At 37.5% G+C, this 18,024-nt stretch carries 15 protein-coding genes; 10 read left to right on the top strand and 5 right to left on the bottom strand.

The annotated features are described in order from the left end of the window. Positions 1 to 49 precede the first annotated feature (49 nt). The 8 genes from KHA99_RS04010 to kduD all read left to right on the top strand — a co-directional run bounded on the left by KHA99_RS04010 (position 50) and on the right by kduD (position 11,020). The gene (locus KHA99_RS04010; RefSeq protein ID WP_213116123.1) at positions 50 to 2,041 is read left to right on the top strand and encodes an alkyl/aryl-sulfatase; all 1,992 of its coding nucleotides are present in this window, start codon (positions 50 to 52) and stop codon (positions 2,039 to 2,041) included. A 327-nt stretch (positions 2,042 to 2,368) separates the two neighbouring features. Then, positions 2,369 to 3,604, top strand: coding sequence for an MFS transporter (locus KHA99_RS04005; protein ID WP_213116122.1), 1,236 nt, complete (start codon positions 2,369 to 2,371; stop codon positions 3,602 to 3,604). A gap of 103 nt (positions 3,605 to 3,707) precedes the next feature. Beyond that, positions 3,708 to 4,616 (top strand): LysR family transcriptional regulator, encoded by a 909-nt coding sequence (locus KHA99_RS04000; RefSeq protein WP_213116121.1) that lies wholly within the window; start codon positions 3,708 to 3,710, stop codon positions 4,614 to 4,616. Between the two features lie 159 nt (positions 4,617 to 4,775). Next, positions 4,776 to 5,948: an acyl-CoA dehydrogenase family protein gene (locus tag KHA99_RS03995; protein WP_213116120.1), complete on the top strand. Its 1,173-nt coding sequence runs from the start codon at positions 4,776 to 4,778 to the stop codon at positions 5,946 to 5,948. Between the two features lie 28 nt (positions 5,949 to 5,976). Continuing rightward, on the top strand, positions 5,977 to 7,548 hold the full coding sequence (locus KHA99_RS03990; protein WP_213116119.1) for a class I adenylate-forming enzyme family protein: 1,572 nt from the start codon (positions 5,977 to 5,979) through the stop codon (positions 7,546 to 7,548). A gap of 63 nt (positions 7,549 to 7,611) precedes the next feature. Next, a complete protein-coding gene (locus KHA99_RS03985; protein ID WP_213116118.1) occupies positions 7,612 to 8,427 on the top strand; it encodes a sulfite exporter TauE/SafE family protein in 816 nt (271 codons plus the stop codon). A gap of 935 nt (positions 8,428 to 9,362) precedes the next feature. Beyond that, on the top strand, positions 9,363 to 10,193 hold the full coding sequence (gene kduI, locus KHA99_RS03980; RefSeq protein ID WP_213116117.1) for a 5-dehydro-4-deoxy-D-glucuronate isomerase: 831 nt from the start codon (positions 9,363 to 9,365) through the stop codon (positions 10,191 to 10,193). Between the two features lie 44 nt (positions 10,194 to 10,237). Then, the gene (gene kduD / locus KHA99_RS03975) at positions 10,238 to 11,020 is read left to right on the top strand and encodes a 2-dehydro-3-deoxy-D-gluconate 5-dehydrogenase KduD (protein ID WP_213116116.1); all 783 of its coding nucleotides are present in this window, start codon (positions 10,238 to 10,240) and stop codon (positions 11,018 to 11,020) included. Positions 11,021 to 11,397: 377 nt separating this feature from the next. Here the strand turns inward: kduD and KHA99_RS03970 are convergent, their stop codons facing one another. Then, positions 11,398 to 11,970 carry a hypothetical protein gene (locus tag KHA99_RS03970; RefSeq protein ID WP_213116115.1) on the bottom strand — a complete coding sequence of 191 codons (573 nt, stop codon included), beginning with the start codon at positions 11,968 to 11,970 and terminating at the stop codon, positions 11,398 to 11,400. 293 nt (positions 11,971 to 12,263) lie between these two features. Here KHA99_RS03970 and KHA99_RS03965 point away from each other — a divergent pair, with 293 nt between their 5' ends. After that, entirely contained in the window at positions 12,264 to 13,319 is a 1,056-nt protein-coding gene (locus KHA99_RS03965; RefSeq protein ID WP_213116114.1) for a DUF3800 domain-containing protein, read from the top strand. Positions 13,320 to 13,572: 253 nt separating this feature from the next. Here KHA99_RS03965 and KHA99_RS03960 read toward each other — a convergent pair whose 3' ends face one another. Further along, positions 13,573 to 14,214, bottom strand: coding sequence for a hypothetical protein (locus tag KHA99_RS03960; protein ID WP_213116113.1), 642 nt, complete (start codon positions 14,212 to 14,214; stop codon positions 13,573 to 13,575). 231 nt (positions 14,215 to 14,445) lie between these two features. On the opposite strand from KHA99_RS03960, the gene KHA99_RS03955 reads away from it, so the two are divergent. Continuing rightward, a complete protein-coding gene (locus KHA99_RS03955) occupies positions 14,446 to 14,658 on the top strand; it encodes a hypothetical protein (RefSeq protein WP_213116112.1) in 213 nt (70 codons plus the stop codon). Between the two features lie 191 nt (positions 14,659 to 14,849). On the opposite strand, the gene KHA99_RS03950 is transcribed toward KHA99_RS03955, so the two are convergent. The 3 genes from KHA99_RS03950 to KHA99_RS03940 form a co-directional block, all read right to left on the bottom strand. Next, positions 14,850 to 15,671, bottom strand: coding sequence for a hypothetical protein (locus tag KHA99_RS03950; protein WP_213116111.1), 822 nt, complete (start codon positions 15,669 to 15,671; stop codon positions 14,850 to 14,852). 75 nt (positions 15,672 to 15,746) lie between these two features. Further along, on the bottom strand, positions 15,747 to 17,012 hold the full coding sequence (locus KHA99_RS03945) for a hypothetical protein (RefSeq protein ID WP_213116110.1): 1,266 nt from the start codon (positions 17,010 to 17,012) through the stop codon (positions 15,747 to 15,749). A gap of 279 nt (positions 17,013 to 17,291) precedes the next feature. Then, complete coding sequence (locus tag KHA99_RS03940; protein ID WP_213116109.1) at positions 17,292 to 17,609, bottom strand: hypothetical protein; 318 nt, start codon at positions 17,607 to 17,609, stop codon at positions 17,292 to 17,294. Between the last annotated feature and the right edge of the window lie 415 nt (positions 17,610 to 18,024).

Genomic DNA, 18,024 nt, shown 5'->3' with positions numbered 1-18,024 from the left:
AGGTAGCAACTAGAAAAGAAGGATATTTTAAAAGGGAGGTTATAACAATTTGTCGAAAAAGTCGTTTATGAAAGGTACGGTATCGGTTCCAGTTGCCTTTATGTTATTGCTAGGTTCAACTAATGCAAGTGCTGACACAAGTAAGCCGATGCCCGCTTCTAGCACTACCATCCTGGCCAATAAGGCCATTTACAATCAGTTGGATTTTTCAAACAAGCAAGAATTTGATGATGCTCATAAAGGATTTATTTCGCCTTTACAAATGGATCCAATAAAGAATCCTGCTGGGAATGTGATCTGGGACAGCAATCAGTATTCGTTTATAAAAGAGGATGTCCCGGCAGCGCATACGGTTAACCCAAGTTTATGGAGACAAGCCCAATTACAAAATATTTCCGGTTTGTTTAAAGTCGTCGATGGGGTCTACCAAGTTCGTGGACAAGATTTATCTGTCCTTACCATTGTCGAGGGAAAAACAGGATTAATTGTTTTGGATACCCTTTCAACCGTGGAAACGGCTAAAGCGGCAATGGAATTTTATTTTCAACATCGTCCTAAAAAACCAGTAAGCGCCATTGTCATAAGTCATAGCCATGTTGACCACTTCGGAGGAATTAAAGGGGTATCTCAATATGCTGCCGATCCAAAAAAAGTTCCCATTATTGTACCGGACGGATTCAATAAAGAGGCACTAAGTGAAAACGTTCTTTTAGGCACCATCATGTCCCGGCGGGCGGGCTACATGTTTGGTAATCTCTTGCCTGCCAATGAACAAGGTTTTGTCACTTCAGGAATCGGACCGGGATTAAGTAATGGAACCTTCAGTTACATGCCTCCAACAGTGGAGATAAAAGATAACGTGCAAACAATGGAAATAGACGGGATTACTTTTTCGTTTCTATTAACACCAAACACGGAAGCACCTGCTGAAATGCACTACTATATTAAAGATTATAAAACACTGGTGGTAGCAGAGAATACAGGACACACCTTACACAATATCTACACGTTAAGAGGTGCCAAGACCAGGGATACATTAAAATGGGTAGAGGCACTTGATGAAACAATCGATTTATATGGTAGTGAAGATATTGAGGTCATGGTGACAGCTCATTCCTGGCCAACATGGGGTAAAGATCGTGTGTTCGAACAACTTAAAAACCAGCGTGATTTGTATAAATACATTCATGACCAAACCATCCATATGGCTAATTTAGGCTACACCGCAGATGAAATTGCTGAAAAAATTAAACTGCCAGAAAGCATAGACAAGGTTTGGGCGAATCGTGGCTATTACGGTACACTAAAGCACAATGTAAAAGCGGTTTATAACTATTATTTAGGCTATTTCAGCGGCAATCCTTCCGATCTGGACCCGTTGCCTCAGGAAGAAGCTGGAGCTAAATATGTTGAATACATGGGCGGCGAAAAAAATGTTCTTAAACAAGCAAAACATGATTATGCCAAAGGTGAATACCGCTGGGTAGCACAAGTGTTAAAGCATGTGGTGATGGCAGACCCCAAAAATAAGGAAGCAAAGGATTTACTTGCCAAAACATACGAACAGTTAGGATATGTGGCAGAATCCTCTGTTTGGAGAAACTTTTACCTGTCAGGGGCCCAGGAGCTAAGAAATGGAGTGGCAGAATCGAAAGGCTCAGGCGGCATGATGAATCTCGATACGCTTCTGAACATGCCGATGGATGATTTCCTAAACTTAGTCTCGATTAAGTTAAACGGAACGAAGGCAGAAGGCAAAAATATGACTTTTAATGTGTCGTTCACAGATTTAAAAACGAACTATACAATTACCTTAGGAAACTCTGTTGTCAATTATAAGAAAGGTCAAACGGCATCAATGCCTGATGCCACGTTAGTATTAGATCGAGTAACATTCTATCTTATCGCTCTAGGAAAAGAAGATTTGGATAAAATGGAGGCTTCCGGAAAGGTATCCGTTACGGGAAACAAGGAACAATTTAAAGAGTTTTTATCTTTACTGGATAAATTTGATCCTAAGGTAAATATCGTGACACCATAAATATTTATATATGTGCTGGTTCCGAATCTATGCGGAACCAGCCTAAACTCAAATTTGATTGAATGATTATCTATCAATTTAATTTATATCATCATAATAATCGCTTAATTTTCTTAAATTTATTTTATGATAATATTAATCCTAAGATTAAGAATATTTCCAACTATTAAACTAGCATAATCAATCAGATGTATCAACTTTGTTCAATTAGCTAGTCATTATTTATAAATTGAAAACGCTTCCTGTTAGCCCCGGTTTTAGTGAATTGTGGCCGCAGGTTTACTAATGTTGTATTTCAAACTGAACTAAAATGGAGTGAGAGTGGAAATGGAGATGTATGCAAGTAAAAAACGGAAAATAATCATTAGCGGGCTTTTATTTGTAGGAATGGTTTTAAGCTTTTTTGACAGAGTCGCCATTAACGTTGCGGTAATCCCAATTGGCGATGAGTTTCACTTAAACACCTCTCAGACAGGTTTGTTGATCAGTATATTTTTCATTAGTTACTCGCTCATGCAGCCGCTTGGCGGATGGATGACGGACAAGTATGGTGCGAGAGTCATGATTACATTATCCCTGTTTGGCTGGTCTTTGTTTACCTTAATGACTGGATTCGCTTGGTCCTTTGTAACTTTATTATTCATTCGCTTCATTTTCGGATTGGGAGAGGGCCCTTTTTATCCAGCCAGTATGTCAACCATCCGGGATAACTTTCCACAAGAAGAACGCGGCCGGGCCAATTCCTTTTTCCTATCTGCGCAAAATATAGGCGGAATCCTAGGTACAGCCCTTGCTGCTGCGATGATTGCTGCATTTGGATGGAGAGGCATGTTTTCTGTTGCAGGTATTTTGGGAATGATTGTTGCTATTGGATTTTGGTTTATCTTAAAGCCTAAAAAAGTACAGAAAACAAACGTCATCCTAGCGCGAAAAAAGGTTCCTTTAAAGCAATTATTAAAAATAGATAATATATGGAAACTCATCTCTTTTAAATTCTTATTCAATATTATTAACTATGGATTAATTACATGGATGCCAATCTACCTGGTAAAGGAAAAAGGAGTGGATTTAGTTCATGCCGGAAGTTTACTGGCCATCCCTTACATTCTTGGGTTCTTTATGTTTAATGTGAGCGGATTGGTATTGGATAAATGGATGGTCGGCCGTGAGAAATACTTGGCTGCTGCCGGTGCACTTTTATGTGCAATTTTCCTATACTTTATGGCAAATGCTACGTCAGTTACACAGTTTATTACGTATCTTACGTTAAATTCCATCGCTCTTTCTTTTTTCGGAACCGTTCTTTATACGATTATTATCAAATATTCACCAAAGGAACTTACCGGTTCGGTATCTGGTGTTGTCACCTTTGCAGGTCAAATTGCCGGCGCGGTTTCTCCAACAGCAATTGGCTTGATCATTAGCTTATTTAAGGGCTCCTATAATGCGGCTTTCTGGTTTTTAGTCATTTCAGCGCTACTAGCTATGGTTATTGTCATTTCGATTAAAAATAATGCATCACAATCATCAAAGGAATTTGAAAATGAAACTGCGGCCATTTAATTCTATTAAGCCAAATCCATCTGGCTATGCTTAAACTCTTTGATTGAATGGGCTTACAATTCGCGGTATGATTCTAATATGAGAAATTGAAGGGGAATCATCCATGAATATTGAACAATTGGAATATATCATTAAAGTCGCTGAAACGCGTTCGATTTCTACCGCCTCGGAAAGCCTTCATATTTCCCAGGCCGGTATCAGTATGGCGATTACTAGCTTGGAAAAAGAACTAGGAATCAAAATATTCAAACGGTCGAGATTGGGGACGATTCCGACTGAAGAAGGCATGGACATCATTCAAAAAGCCTATGAGGTAATGAGTAAGCTTGAGGAAATGAAGGACAGTGCCCAAGCACATTCGGACACGATCGAAAAAGAATTGCGCCTTTCCTCTACACAGGGACTGTTTCTGACGGTCCTGCCCAAATCATTGGCTTTATTTAAGAAGAAGTATCCCGAAGTAAGAATTGTTATTGATGAAAAAGGCGGCAAAGAAATTATCCAAGATGTTCTGCAAAATAAAATAGACATCGGGTTGTTAAATATGCCTAAAGAAAATCCTAAAGAGGATGAACTGGAGTTTTGCAAACTGATGGAAGCAAAGGTGGTTGTAACAGTAGGCAAGAACTCCCCCTTAGCCGGCAAAAAAAGTATCACACCCCAAGAACTGCAGGATCAAACCCTGGTTTTCTACAATGGGCCAAATATGAAAGCATATCTCGATGATTTTTTCGCAAAATACGGAGAACTGGATGTTTTGTTTTTAACCAATAATACAGAAGTGATTAAAAAAACAGTTGCCGAGGGATTGGCGATTACCCTTTCTTATGAAATCGGAATCAACAGCGACCCGTATTACCTGAGCGGGGAGCTTGTGCCTATTCCATTGAGGAATTTTCATCATGATTTAATGGAACTAGGATATGTGCGTTCAAAGAAACAGCACTTTTCCAAAGCAGCCAAAGAGTTTATTAAATGTCTTGAAGTATACACTACGACCTTAAAATACTAGTTTCCTATTAATGATAGGGGACTAGTTTTTTTATATTAAACATAAATTTTATTTAAGTAATTATAATAAATGGTTATTTTACTTAAAAATAATTTATAAATATAATTAATTTAAGATTTAAAATATTAAATAAAATTCATTCTGAAAGAAGGGGAGTAAATGTTAATGACTTTGGGAGAAGATTTAAAAACGGTTCATAGGAAATTGCGCGATTTCATTCAAAATGAATTACTTCCATATGAACGAGAGCAGCGCCTAAATGCGGAAGAAGACATCCCGATGGAGTCGATTAAATGGGTCAGAAAAAGATCTAGAGAGTTAGGGTTCTATGGAATTAATCTGCCAAAGGAATATGGAGGCCGGGATATAAGCTTAAAAGGGCTTTGTCTGTTGAAAGAGGAATTGGCCCGATCCGGTTCTGTTTTATGGGGCCAGGTACTTGGAGAAATCGGTGGACCGCTCCGAATTGGCCAGATGCTCGAAAGCTTTACAAAAGAGCAAATTGAAAAATACGTCATCCCGTTAGTTAAGGGAGATATCGGATGCTGTTTCGCATTGACAGAGCCAAATGCCGGTTCAGATGCGTTTGCCATTGAAACAACGGCAGTTAGAGATGGAGATGACTACATATTAACAGGGAAAAAGCATTTTATCAGTGCTGCCCCATATGCTGATTTTGCTATTGTCATAGCAAAAGAATTAGTAGAAGACGAGAAACCTAGAATTACAGCTTTTCTAGTTGATAAAAAGACACCGCTAAATGATGGTTTTGAACTCGGAAATATCCAAGTTCCGATTTCAGGAGAACGAATTCATGCTGAATTATTTTTCAATCAGTGTCGGGTGCCTGCCACAAATATTATCGGTGCACCGGGAAGAGGCTTGTTGCTGGGCTTAAAGAGAATCAATACGAATCGCGCCTCTCATGCTGCCAGTTTCGTAGGAATGGCTCAGCACCTTCTTGATTTAGCAGTGGAACAGGCCAAAAAGAGGGTTCAATTCGGCCGCCCAATTAGTGAATTTCAGGCAATTCAGCACATGTTGGCGGAAATGGCTACGGAAATATATGCGGCAAGAAGTATGGTTTACGATGTAGTTGAAAAAATCGACCGGGGAGAAGAAGAGCGGGCAGGAGCTTCCATGGCAAAGTTGTTTGCATCAGAAGTAAACAATCGTGTCGCCGATAAGGCCATCCAAATATTTGGATCCCAAGGCTTGGTGAAAGGGCACCCGGTTGAAAAAATGTACAGAAGTTCGCGGATGTACCGGATCCTGACCGGAACTTCGGAAATTCAAAAAAATACAATTGCCAAGGAACTTTTGAAGGATTAATTCAATTTTTAAGGAGGGACGACTTATTATGCAGCAGACGACTTTTCAGGCAGTGCTCCTTAAGGGATTAAGGAGATTCGCAGAACTCCCGGCAGTCACCCTACTGCCGTCTGAGGAAACGATAACATATCGGGAGCTGTTAGAAAAAATAGAGCTTGTTTCAACTTATTTACACAATTTAGGTGCCAGAAGGGGGACCCATATTGCTACCCTTATTTCTAATAGCTTAGAAGCGGTTATCTTTGGGCTTGCTGTCCAGCGGCTTGGAGCAACCTTGGTCCCGCTTGGCGAAAAGCTTGGACCACGGGAAGTTGGTTTTATTTTGCGGGAAGCAAAACCGAAATTGGTGATCATGGCAACAAAGCCACATGTTACGACCATTCTCGAATACTTAGAGGAGGCAAATGATCCGAATGTACATGTAATTGGGCTTCCGGGCTTTGGTGTCGACTATCCAGAAAAATTTATGATATTCGAATGGCCTGTGGAAAAAAAGGATTTGGATTTCCCTGTATCGGAAGGGGAAGATATCGCACTTCTTTCTTACACTGGCGGGACAACAGGTACACCGAAGGGCGTTATGCATTCCCAGGCAGGTTTGGCTGCGGGCATCCTTTCTGCTGCTATTGAGGATCCAATAGATGACCGTGACCGGTTGCTGCTAAGTACACCAATCGTTCATGCGGGCGGTTCCCTGCTGTGGAGAGCCCTGATTTCCGGGGTCCATGTTTATGTCATGCGTGCATTTGATGCAGAATATTTTATCAAGGCCATTAAAAAATATCAGATTACTACTACATTTATGGTCCCGACCATGCTGTACAGACTTCTCGACCAGGTGAAAATCATGGAATATGATGTCAGTTCCATGCGCAGTATCTTTTATGGTGCTTCACCCATTTCACCAAAGCAGCTTAAGGAAGCCTTCGAAGTGTTTGGGCCGATTATGCGCCAGCAATACGGCATGACAGAGTGTAATATTGTGATTTCTAGACTTTCGAAAAGCGCCCATGTTTGGGCTTATCACAATAACCAGGAAGTTTTGAAAAGCTGTGGCAAACCGTGCCTGTTTACTGAAGTTCGAGTAATTGACGATAACGGGCAAGATGTGGGACAAAACGAGATGGGAGAGATTATTGTAAAATCACCTTCCATGCTGGTAGGCTACTACCAAAGGCCGGAGCAGACCCAGGAAGCCATTCGTGATGGCTGGTTCTACACGGGAGATATCGGCAAGTGGGATGAATATGGATACCTTTATATTGTCGATCGAAAGAAGGATATGATCATTTCCGGGGGCATGAATGTCTATTCCTCAGAAGTTGAACGGGTCGTCAATCAGCATCCGGCCGTAGCCATGAGTGCGTGTATTGGTGTTCCACATCCGGATTGGGGGGAAGCAGTCTGTGTCGTTGTGTCAGGAAGAGCAGGAAGCAGCTGCACGGAGGAGGACATTATTCAATTCTGTAAGGAGCGCACTTCAAAGTATATGGTGCCGAAAGTGGTATATTTCCAGGAGCAGTTTCCACTTACGCCAATTGGAAAGATTGATAAGAAAGAATTGAAGAAAATGTATGCCCAAGGTTTACTAACCATTTAAATAGAATGAAAACTGGGAATATGGTTTTATTCCCAGTTTTTAATTCGTAAGGGAGGCATAAGAATGGATATCTCAACAGGCCTCTTGCTGCTATTAGTTGGAATCATTGCTGGAGGATACGGAACCATTGTAGGCGCCGGCGGCGGGTTTATTTTTGTACCGGTGCTATTGATGGTTTTTCAATTAAAACCTGCGGTTGCAGCCGGCTCAGGTTTAGTTATTGTCTTAATCAATGCAATATCTGGCGTTGTAGGGTATGCAAGGAAAGGACAAATTAATTATTGGATGGGAATGACACTCGCCATTGGAGCATTGCCCGGGTCACTCATCGGGTTTTTGCTGCTGCAATTATACTCTTCGAATTTTTTTTATATTCTTTTTGCCAGTATCCTAGTTTGTTTGGGCATTTTCTTAATGGTGAAAAATACTTCGGTTCAATTAAATAGGAAACAAGTTTTATTGGAGGGGGAAAGGGATGGTCTATCTTCACGAAATGCAGAGTTCGAATCAGTAGACATACCCAGTGTTCAGTCAAAATGGCTGCTTCCTTTAGGTTTTTTAATGGGTATCCTCTCAAGCTATTTGGGAATTGGAGGAGGCTGGTTACTTGTTCCAATTTTAATCTATTTGTTTCACGTTTCTACCCACCAGGCGACAGCAACATCCATCTTTTCATTATGCATATATTCATCAGCAGGCGTTTTTCTTCATTTTTATTATGGCAGTTTTGATTGGTTTACGATCGTCTGGGGAGGGGCGGGGGTTACCATCGGTGCACAGTTTGGGGTCATCATGGCACAAAAAATCCCGGGTAAGATTGTCCTTCAAATGTTGTCGGTATTACTTATCATCATTGGATTTCGCATGTATTTAAACTAAATTGATAAAAAATTTAGGAGCGGTCAAAGTCTTGGCGGCTGCTTTTTTTAAACAAAATTTCTATGCGTCTGTGCCTTTTTTTTCAAGAGTAAGGTGGCATATAAGGACTCTATGCGCCCGAACCAGAGAGAGTAACAAGAATACGGTAGCATATAAAGGCTCTATGCGCCCGAACCAAAGAGAGTATCAAGAGTATGGTAGCATATAAGGGCTCTATGCGCCCGAACCAGAGAGAGTATTAAGAGTACGGTAGCATATAAAGGCTCTATGCGCCCGAACCAGAGAGAGTATTAAGAGTACGGTAGCATATAAAGGCTCTATGCGCCCGAACCAGAGAGAGTATCAAGAGTATGGTAGCATATAAGGGCTTTATGCGCCCGAACCTGAGAGAGTAACAAGAATACGGTAGCATATAAAGGCTCTATGCGCCTGAACCAGAGAGAGTATCAAGAGTACGGTAGCATATAAAGGCTCTATGCGCCCGAACCAGAGAGAGTAACAAGAATACGGTAGCATATAAAGGCTTTATGCGCCCGAACCAAAGAGAGTATCAAGAGTATGGTAGCATATATGGGCTCTATGCGCCCGAACCAGAGAGAGTAACAAGAGTACGGTAGCATATAAAGGTTTTATGAGCTCAATCCAGAGTACTTCATAGGTACGGTCACATATATAGACCCTATGCCGCAATGCAGAAGACTCCTATTCTCTTGCTGAATTCATAAAGCAAGAAAGAGCCAACAGAAGAAAAAATGTTAACGTTAACAATAAGCGTTTACATATATTACTAGATTTGATAGACTATAAAGGAATGGAAATGTTAACGTTTGCAAAATGGCGTGACAGTACGAAGCATCCGCGTTTCACAAAACCTATCGGCAAAGAGTCCGGCAGGCTTTGAAAACTATAAATTATTGACGAAGGAGTAATGAATAATGGAAACTCGTTATGCAATTCACCCCGAGGATATGAAGAAATACACAACGGAAGAATTAAGAAGGGAGTTTTTAGTGGAAACCCTATTTGAGCTTGGGCAGGTCCACTTAACCTATACACATAATGACCGGATGATTTTTGGAGGGGTCACGCCTGCTGAACAAGAATTGACCATCAAACTTGATAAAGAGCTTGGCGTGGAGTATTTCCTTGAACGTCGTGAGCTGGGAATTATCAACATCGGCGGCGATGGTGCAGTTATACTTGATGGCGTGGAATATGAGATGCAGGGAAGAGACGGCCTGTATGTCGGCAAGGGAACAAAGGAAGTCCTGTTCCGTTCAAGTGATGCAAACAATCCGGCCAAATTCTATATCAACTCGACTCCAGCACATCATACCTATCCTACAGTCAAAATTGATATTAACAAGATTGTTCCCCTTGAAACGGGCGAGCCGGGTACATTAAATGAACGGAAAATTTATCAGTATGTTCACCCGAATGTTTGTGAGTCCTGCCAGCTGCAAATGGGGTTAACGATGCTTGCACCGGGCAGCGTTTGGAATACCATGCCATGCCACACCCATGAACGGAGAATGGAAGTCTACCTGTATTTTGATATGGAACCTGAAACGCGCGTTTTCCACTTTATGGGCAAACCGGATGAGACAAGACACTTAGTGTTGAAAAACGAGCAGGCGGCCATTTCTCCTAGCTGGTCCATTCATACAGGTACAGCCACAAGCAACTATACATTTATTTGGGGAATGTGCGGTGAAAATATCACTTACACTGACATGGATTTTGTAAAAATGGAAGATTTGCGCTAGTTTTTACAGCAGTATGAAAATATAAAAAAGCGGAGGCTAATGATATGACGAATAATCTAAGATCCTTCTCTCTCGATTTTTTCAGTCTAGCAGGAAAAGTCGCCATCGTTACAGGGGGGAACAAGGGACTTGGGCAGGCGTACGCCGTTGCCCTTGCAAAAGCCGGGGCCGATCTTTTTGTGGTGTCCCGCAGTGAAGATTGGCAGGAAACAAAGGAGCTGATCGAAGGGACAGGTCAACGTGCCGTCTTTTTCCAAGCAGACTTAAGCGACAGGGATAAAGTTAAGCAGGCAGCTGCAGAATGTGTGAAGGAATATGGCAGGATTGATATTCTGGTGAATAACGCCGGTACTATCCGCCGTGCTCCTCTACTGGAGTATAAGGAAGAGGATTGGGATGCCGTAATGGAAATCAATCTTAATTCCATATACCTGCTCAGCCAGGAAGTGGCGAAGGTCATGGTCGAGCAAAGATCCGGGAAGATTATCAACATTGCCTCCATGCTGACATTCCAGGGCGGCAAGTTTGTTCCTCCCTATACAGCCAGCAAGCATGCTGTTGCCGGCCTGACTAAGTCGTTTGCCAACGAACTTGCCGAATATAATATTCAAATTAATGCGATTGCGCCAGGATATATTGCGACAGACAACACAGCGCCAATTCGGGCGGATGAAAAACGCAATGCGGAGATTCTCTCCCGCATCCCTGCCGGACGCTGGGCGGACCCGTCTGACTTAATGGGTGTGGTCGTATTCCTTGCAAGTGACGCCTCTAATTATATGAATGGCCATATCTTGGCGATTGATGGCGGCTGGTTAGCAAGATAATATCGAAAATATATAAAGAGGCCGCTCGTGGATGAGCGGCTTTTTATTATACAAACACTGTTTCGACCGCAAGTGGCTCAAGTGCGGTTGTAGAATTGATATAGATAAATGCGTCGGTGTTTGGCTGTTTGGCGTTAACTTTTTTAATCGCCTAAGTATTTTATCGAAGAGCCTTCGAAGGTCTTGCTCAATATCCTCATCTTTAGAAGCTAAATCGTCAATGCGACGTTTAATGTCGTCCAGATTGGGGTCATTTTCTTTTTTTAATTTGGTTAAAATTGGGCCCAAAATTTCATCTCTATGGATGTTATATTCTTGTTCTAAAAACAAATTAAATTCTGCCTCAACACGCTTGGGCAACCCTTTAAATTGTTTTTCTATTGCATCACCACTTTTTCCGTCGCCCTGACCGATAATCTCATGGAATATTTCGTTTTAATTTTCTTATGCTCCTTCAATTGTTCCTGCAATTGGTCCATTACATTTTTTAAATTGTAATAGGTATTTTCCATTAACTTGTTTACGTTTTCATTTTTTATTGCAAGAATATGGTCGATTTCTTCATATGCCTTAAAATTAGGATCAAGTATTTCATCCTCGAAGGATACACAATACAGCCCATCGTCACTTCGTTTGATATTCATAAATAAGTAAAGAATCTGGGCTATAAAAAACAATAAACGGATTTTGGTTTTGGGTTCTTCACTTGCATCCTCTAAATGTATAGATAGCCTTTTCCTTACTCTATTTGCTTTTTCAAAAGCTGCATCATTTTTGGGCTGTACAAGTTTATCAAGTATATGTTCAATAAAATTAAAAAGATTATGGTAAGATTTCGCAGGTCCATCCAATTCTTTCTCTAACATAAATTGATTAATTTCATTAAAAACTTTTAATTTGTCCTCTGAGTTTAAATCTTGAAATTCTTTGAGTATGCCTTCAACTCCCATATTTACCACTCCACCAATTTTTATCTATTTTTTGTAGGTAGGGAGGGATTATACAATTTTCCTTTTCTAGCGTGTTAAATAAATGTGAAATGACAATGTTTGTTTATTGTACTTAGATTAACCATGAAAAAAGTAGGAGGACATTTTTAACATAAAAACGAAAGTTTGGGTTAAGAGTTAAAGAGTATTAAAGGGGATGTAATTATTTTAAAAAATGATTTGGAGGCATTGAAAGTGAATATTGATGTTAATGACATAAGAGGAATCATATTGAGCTCAATAATTTAAAAGGTATGAATGAGAGCTATACTTTTTATTATGATGAAACAAATAATATTAGAAGCTTTCACTTAAAGGAAGGTAACCTTAATGCTATGGCAGAGGCCAACTTTGTTCTAGGTGGAGTGATGCATATAGGGAACAACCCAACCGCTGATTTCAATACCTTACGAAGTGATTTAAAACTGCAGAAAACAGTTAAAGAGATAAAACTTAGACATTTAGCTACAGGTAACTTTATCGAGTGTTTAAATTCTAAAAAACTAAACATATATTTAAATTGGCTTTTAACAAGTGACCTTTACATCCATTATACTAATTTAAATATCTTTTATTATTCAATAGTGGATATAATTGACTCGATAATTGATGATGCAATCCTTAGACAATTCCCTGTGGATTTAATAAACAATTTAAAGAACGATTTATATCGTATAGCCATGCTTGAAAAAGATTCGTTTATAGATTTATTCTATACTTTTGAATACCCAAATATTAAGGATAATAAGATTACAGATTTTATAGATTCGTTAATTGACATTATTGATAAATACATTTCCAACATAGATTTTCATATAGGTCTGACAATAATCAAACAGCTGTTAAAACAATCAAGGAAAAAGGGAGAACTATATTTCCTCAATAACGAAACAGACCATTCACTAATTAATGATTTTTCAGATTTCTTTTTAAGGTCCATTTACTTATTTAAAAACTCACACCATGTTTTTGATGAAGAGTCAGTTATTGAAGGAATCTTAAATGATATTGACTTGTATGATGGTGGCAAGAAAGTTAAACCCTATGAATTTGTGGGTTCTAAGAAAACTTCATTGACTCAGGTTTCAGATGTAATAGTTGGGTTACTTGGCAAATGTTTTTTATTTATTAACTCTACACCAGCATATAGTCTTCATGTAATAAAAAAAGGGCTAAAACCTTTGCAACTGGATAATTTAACATTACTAATTAATATCATTGCTAAGTCTAATAACTTCAATAAAGCACTATTACTGTCTGTTACAAGCTTACATGAAAGAGAAAAAACCAGTATTCTTTTATCTAAGTGATATAAAATAAAACACAATTTAAGAAAAAATGGGGGAGGAAATTCTTCCTTGCCCATTTTTTTAACTGTGTATGGCAGTATTTTTAATGAATCTTAATAAGCAAAAATTTACATAGTGTGTATTAAAACTTGAATATTTTTCGACTTTTTTGTTTATTCCTTTTTGTGTTAAAGCACTCGTTAGTTTAATAAGGAAATCAATACTTATTAAAAAATCACAACTATTCATTAAGAGGTAAGGAATAAATTTACTATTATTTTTGAATATTTATTACTAATACGGTTAGTATAAGGGTTTTTGACTTATCAAGTGGATGTTCAGTATTATACCGTAAGGTATATTTATAGTCTTGAACCTCTAAAGGAAATTTTTTAAAGGTAAGTTTATTGTCTTTAAAAAACTTATCTGTTCTTTCTTCTGCGTGCCTAACTGCAACTGAAGAATCGTAATTTTTATTGAAAACTATTAAAGCAACTTTATCATCGTATGTAGTAGTATACTTTAAGAGTAATTGTTCTAAGCCTTCATCAATACTACCTGGTCGATGAAGAACTTTGCATTCTGCAACAAAAATATTAATATCTTTTACACGAATGCAAATGTCACTTTTACCTTCCTTATTGAAGGTTTCACCACCACCAAGACCATTATAAATAACGTTTAGAGCATTTAGAATAGTAAATCGAAGTGGTTCCTCATCCAGATTAAAGTAAGGTTCTACTGTTCGAGACATTTGAATACCATACCGATAAATAACGTCTATAATACCAGCGTAATCAGGATCAGTTAAGGCCATATCCTCCTCAATCATTTTAAAATCTCTTCCCATCCCTATAATATCTCTATGTTCAAATAACTCAATGGCATCATTTAAATGATTATAGTAAATTTTCATATCATCAATAAACCCATCTATGTCACTAAACACTTCCAATTCTGATTTAGGTAGAGGATCAATAAAAGCTTTTAAATCCTCGTTGTAGTATAACTGATGAAGGATACAAGTTTACCTATATTCTGAAACCATTCTTTAAACTCAAGGGATATTTTTGATTTTACTTCATTTAGTACTTTCTCTTTATCCTCAGTCGTATCAGTTAACAAGCGATCGCACGACTGGTTAAAGGTGATTAATTATAAATATGCAGGTGTTTTTATCACAGGGTTAAGGAAAGATGATTTTGTCCTTCTATTAAGCACTTATGATGGGGATAATCTAAAACCTTCAGGTGTTATGGAATTCATTAACCAAAAGGAAATGATGAAGTTCTATGCTAGATACCAAGATTTAATAATTGGAGAAGATAAGAAGTTTGTTTTTATCAAGCCAGAAATATAGTGCCGAGTAAGATTTAGAAATTATACCAAACAGGGGTTATTACGGATCCCATCATTCGTTGAATATATTTCCTAGTTAGAGTCTTTTATTGATCTCTTTTTTAATTTGTTTATAAACATAAAAAAACAAAAGAAAAGGCCCCAGTAAACTGGTTCCTTTTCCAATGCTGTCCTATTGGATCTATTTCATTACTAGTGCTTCCACAATTCTTCTGTCTTAATCACTTTATAATCTGAATTCTGAACCGTATATCTCATGGTGGGATTATTTGGAAATGATGCATTTCCATCAAAGCTCGTGATTACTGTGGTTTCATCATTTTTAACAAATTGATCATAGCTGCCACCAGCCCCACTAATATTAGTAAAGTGTAACGTTATAGTATTGCCTGAAGTTCCATTTTTGACCAAACCCCACAAATCCCTTTGGTAATTTTCCCATGCAATTTCTTTAGAAGCCTCATTATCAGCATTCTTATAAGTCTTCTCCCAAAAATCAATTACTTCATCCATGCTTCCCCATGCATTCTGTTGAAAAGTAAATTCGATAAGCTGGCCATTTGGCACCGTTCCATCAGCTAAGTATTTGTCGTAAGCTTCTCCTTCAACAGTTATACCTTCAAATTTCCTGCCATTACCTTTCAACAACAAAGCATGTGTCTTGCCTTCATTATTTTTTATCGTCACAACAGTATACCGATTAGAATCTTTAGTTTCGGCGACCACATAAGAAAAATTATACACGTAATTTACTACTAATTGCCCTCTATTAAAGTACCAAGTGCTACTTATCCCATCCTCTTTACCCGTTGCCTTCCAAACACCACCGACATCCTCACTAGCCTTGGATACTTCTGAAGATCTTGAAGTTTCAGATTGTGAAGTCGTTTCTGCCGTTTCTATTTTCTGTTCCGAACTTTCTGAAGAAGTTTTTGTTGGTTCATCAGTTGTTTTTCCGCATCCAGAAAGGATTACCCCAAGAAAAACTAATAAACTAACTAGCATCCTTTTCAATTTCATTAACCACCTTTGCCTCCATTTTTCATTGATTAGCACTAATGAATCTTACTTTTTAATATTTGATCCTATTTAAAAGCTATTACTGATAGAATAAAATTTATTAAACTGGTTTTGTATATTTTGTAGACAATAATTATTAAATCGGTCTACATGTGATTCTGGACTATGTTTTTTAAATGAATTTAAATCTATAAACTCACCACCAATATAGTTTATTAGGGAAAAGAGAATGAGTTGATAATCAAAAAAGACTCCGCTAAATCCCGTCCAGTAAATATTTTTTCGCTCAGCTAATATGTTATATAGTTTTTTATACAATAAAAAAGGTTTTTCAGTTTTGAAAACAAACCAATTGCTATCCAAAACATGTTTTGTTTCATAATCAAATGAATTTGAATCATTGAATTTTTGTTCTTTTAATGATTCGTAAAGTGCGTATGATAAACGATTAAAGAAATTGCTTAAAAAATCTGATAGCCTAATACCGGCAACTAATTCGGAATCTCCATTAATAACCTTTTTGAAACCCTGTTTTTTTGCCGTTTCCAGTATTTTTCCTGTCCCTTCTTTATCAAGAGTAAGATTAATTCTATTTGATTTTATTGAAAATTCTTCGGTTAGAAATTTAAAACCATCAAAGAGTGGTTGATAATCCCAGTTATATTTATTTTGAGGGGATGGTATGACAACTGATTCCTCTAAGATGGATAATAGGTTTTTAAGAACAGGTAATTCTATTTTTTTTCGTGGCACATGTTTAATTTTCTTGATTACTTCCTTTAACATTTCTATTAATTCGTAAAGAAATTCTTCGGTGGACTCAATATTTTCAGAAAACATTTTTTGCAGTAGCTCTGTATTTCGATAATTAAATAGAAATTTGATAATTGAATAAATCAAGGGGGGATAACTAATATTCATATACTGAGGTAATATGATTTGTTTAAAATAATGGGTAATTAAGAATTCAGTTTTACTAAAGAGATTGATGTGTAGGATAACATTGTTATCAATCAGATCAAACATCCGACTATATATATCAAGTGCGTTTTTATTGAAAGAGCTAAATCCATATTTAAAGTTAGACTTTTTAATATTTGTGCCCTTTAGTTCTAGTTCTTCAGCTAATCCTAAAAGTTTTTTTCCATAGGTTTCAAATTCTAGATATTTATTTTCGTATTCTTTTTCAAAACGACTATCTATTCCCCAAAATACTCCTAGGAAAAGATCATTGTTGCCTTCCATATAAATATTAATTCCCTTTTGGGTATTAGTTACTTTTCGATCGTGAGAAGATTCATCAAAAAAGAAATTATACGTTTTTTTATGTTTCATATTAATCACCATCACTATTCAAGTTAGTCCGCTATATAAATATAACGAAAAATCCTAACATTTCATATAGTTGACTGTTTTATTTTGGAAGGAACGCTGTATGGCTTGATCAAGGAAGTTACTAGTGTAGTGTAAAATTTAGAAAGTCACAAAACTATTGTTATTATAAATCCCTTCGTTTGTTTAATAAATTTCTCAGTACGGATCCTTTAAAACAACTCCAAACGAATAAAAGAACCCTCAAAAGAGAGTCCCTTAAGCGTATCTTCGTCTATTTTTTTAAAGGTGAATCAATTCAATGATTAGAATAATCAATATTACCCACCAGAATGCTGCATAAATGAAAAACAGAATAATGTTGATCCACAATTTCCTAGCCTTTAATCTATGAGCAAGTACTGGACGTACATCAAATGCATGCTTGATACTTGGAAATAAAAAGAATAGTACAGCTAGTATTAATCCTGTGATAGCATAACCATCACTTACTTCCTCTGGTTTTTTGGTCGATTCTAAATCCCCACTAGTCACCTGTTTTTCTTCCTTTTTTACTTTTTCATTTTTGTCATCAGGTTGAGTAGCTGTTTCAACTGCCACTTTATCTTCCTTCTTTTCCTCGGTTACAGTTGTATTATTTTCAGGTTGTGTTGTAGTTTTTTTATGTTTGTTAGATCCTTAGTTCTATTTTCTGCTTCTTCTCAGAACAACTCGGTCTGTTGTCCGATACCATCTACTTCTCGATACATGCATTCAAGAGAAACGTATTATTCGCAATAAACCTTATAGGATGCCGAACGTCATTGCTGCTAAAACAGGATATACTGATGCTGCTCAGTATATCCTCATAGAATATTTAAAAAAGGAGAGAACGAGGTTATTTCTGTTGGATATTTAAAAACCTTCCGTACCAAATTTAACAATATTACAATCTTTTTCGAAAAATGACAAATTATTTACTAAGTTCCAAATAATAGATAAAATTGATAATAATAGCATAAAAGGAGTAGGAAAA

Origin of the sequence: Neobacillus rhizophilus (genome assembly GCF_018343535.1) — a bacterium.
Classification (GTDB): domain Bacteria; phylum Bacillota; class Bacilli; order Bacillales; family Cytobacillaceae; genus Neobacillus; species Neobacillus rhizophilus.
The sequence above is the reverse complement of the archived record's forward strand: the minus strand, read 5'-3'. Positions and strand labels throughout refer to the sequence as shown.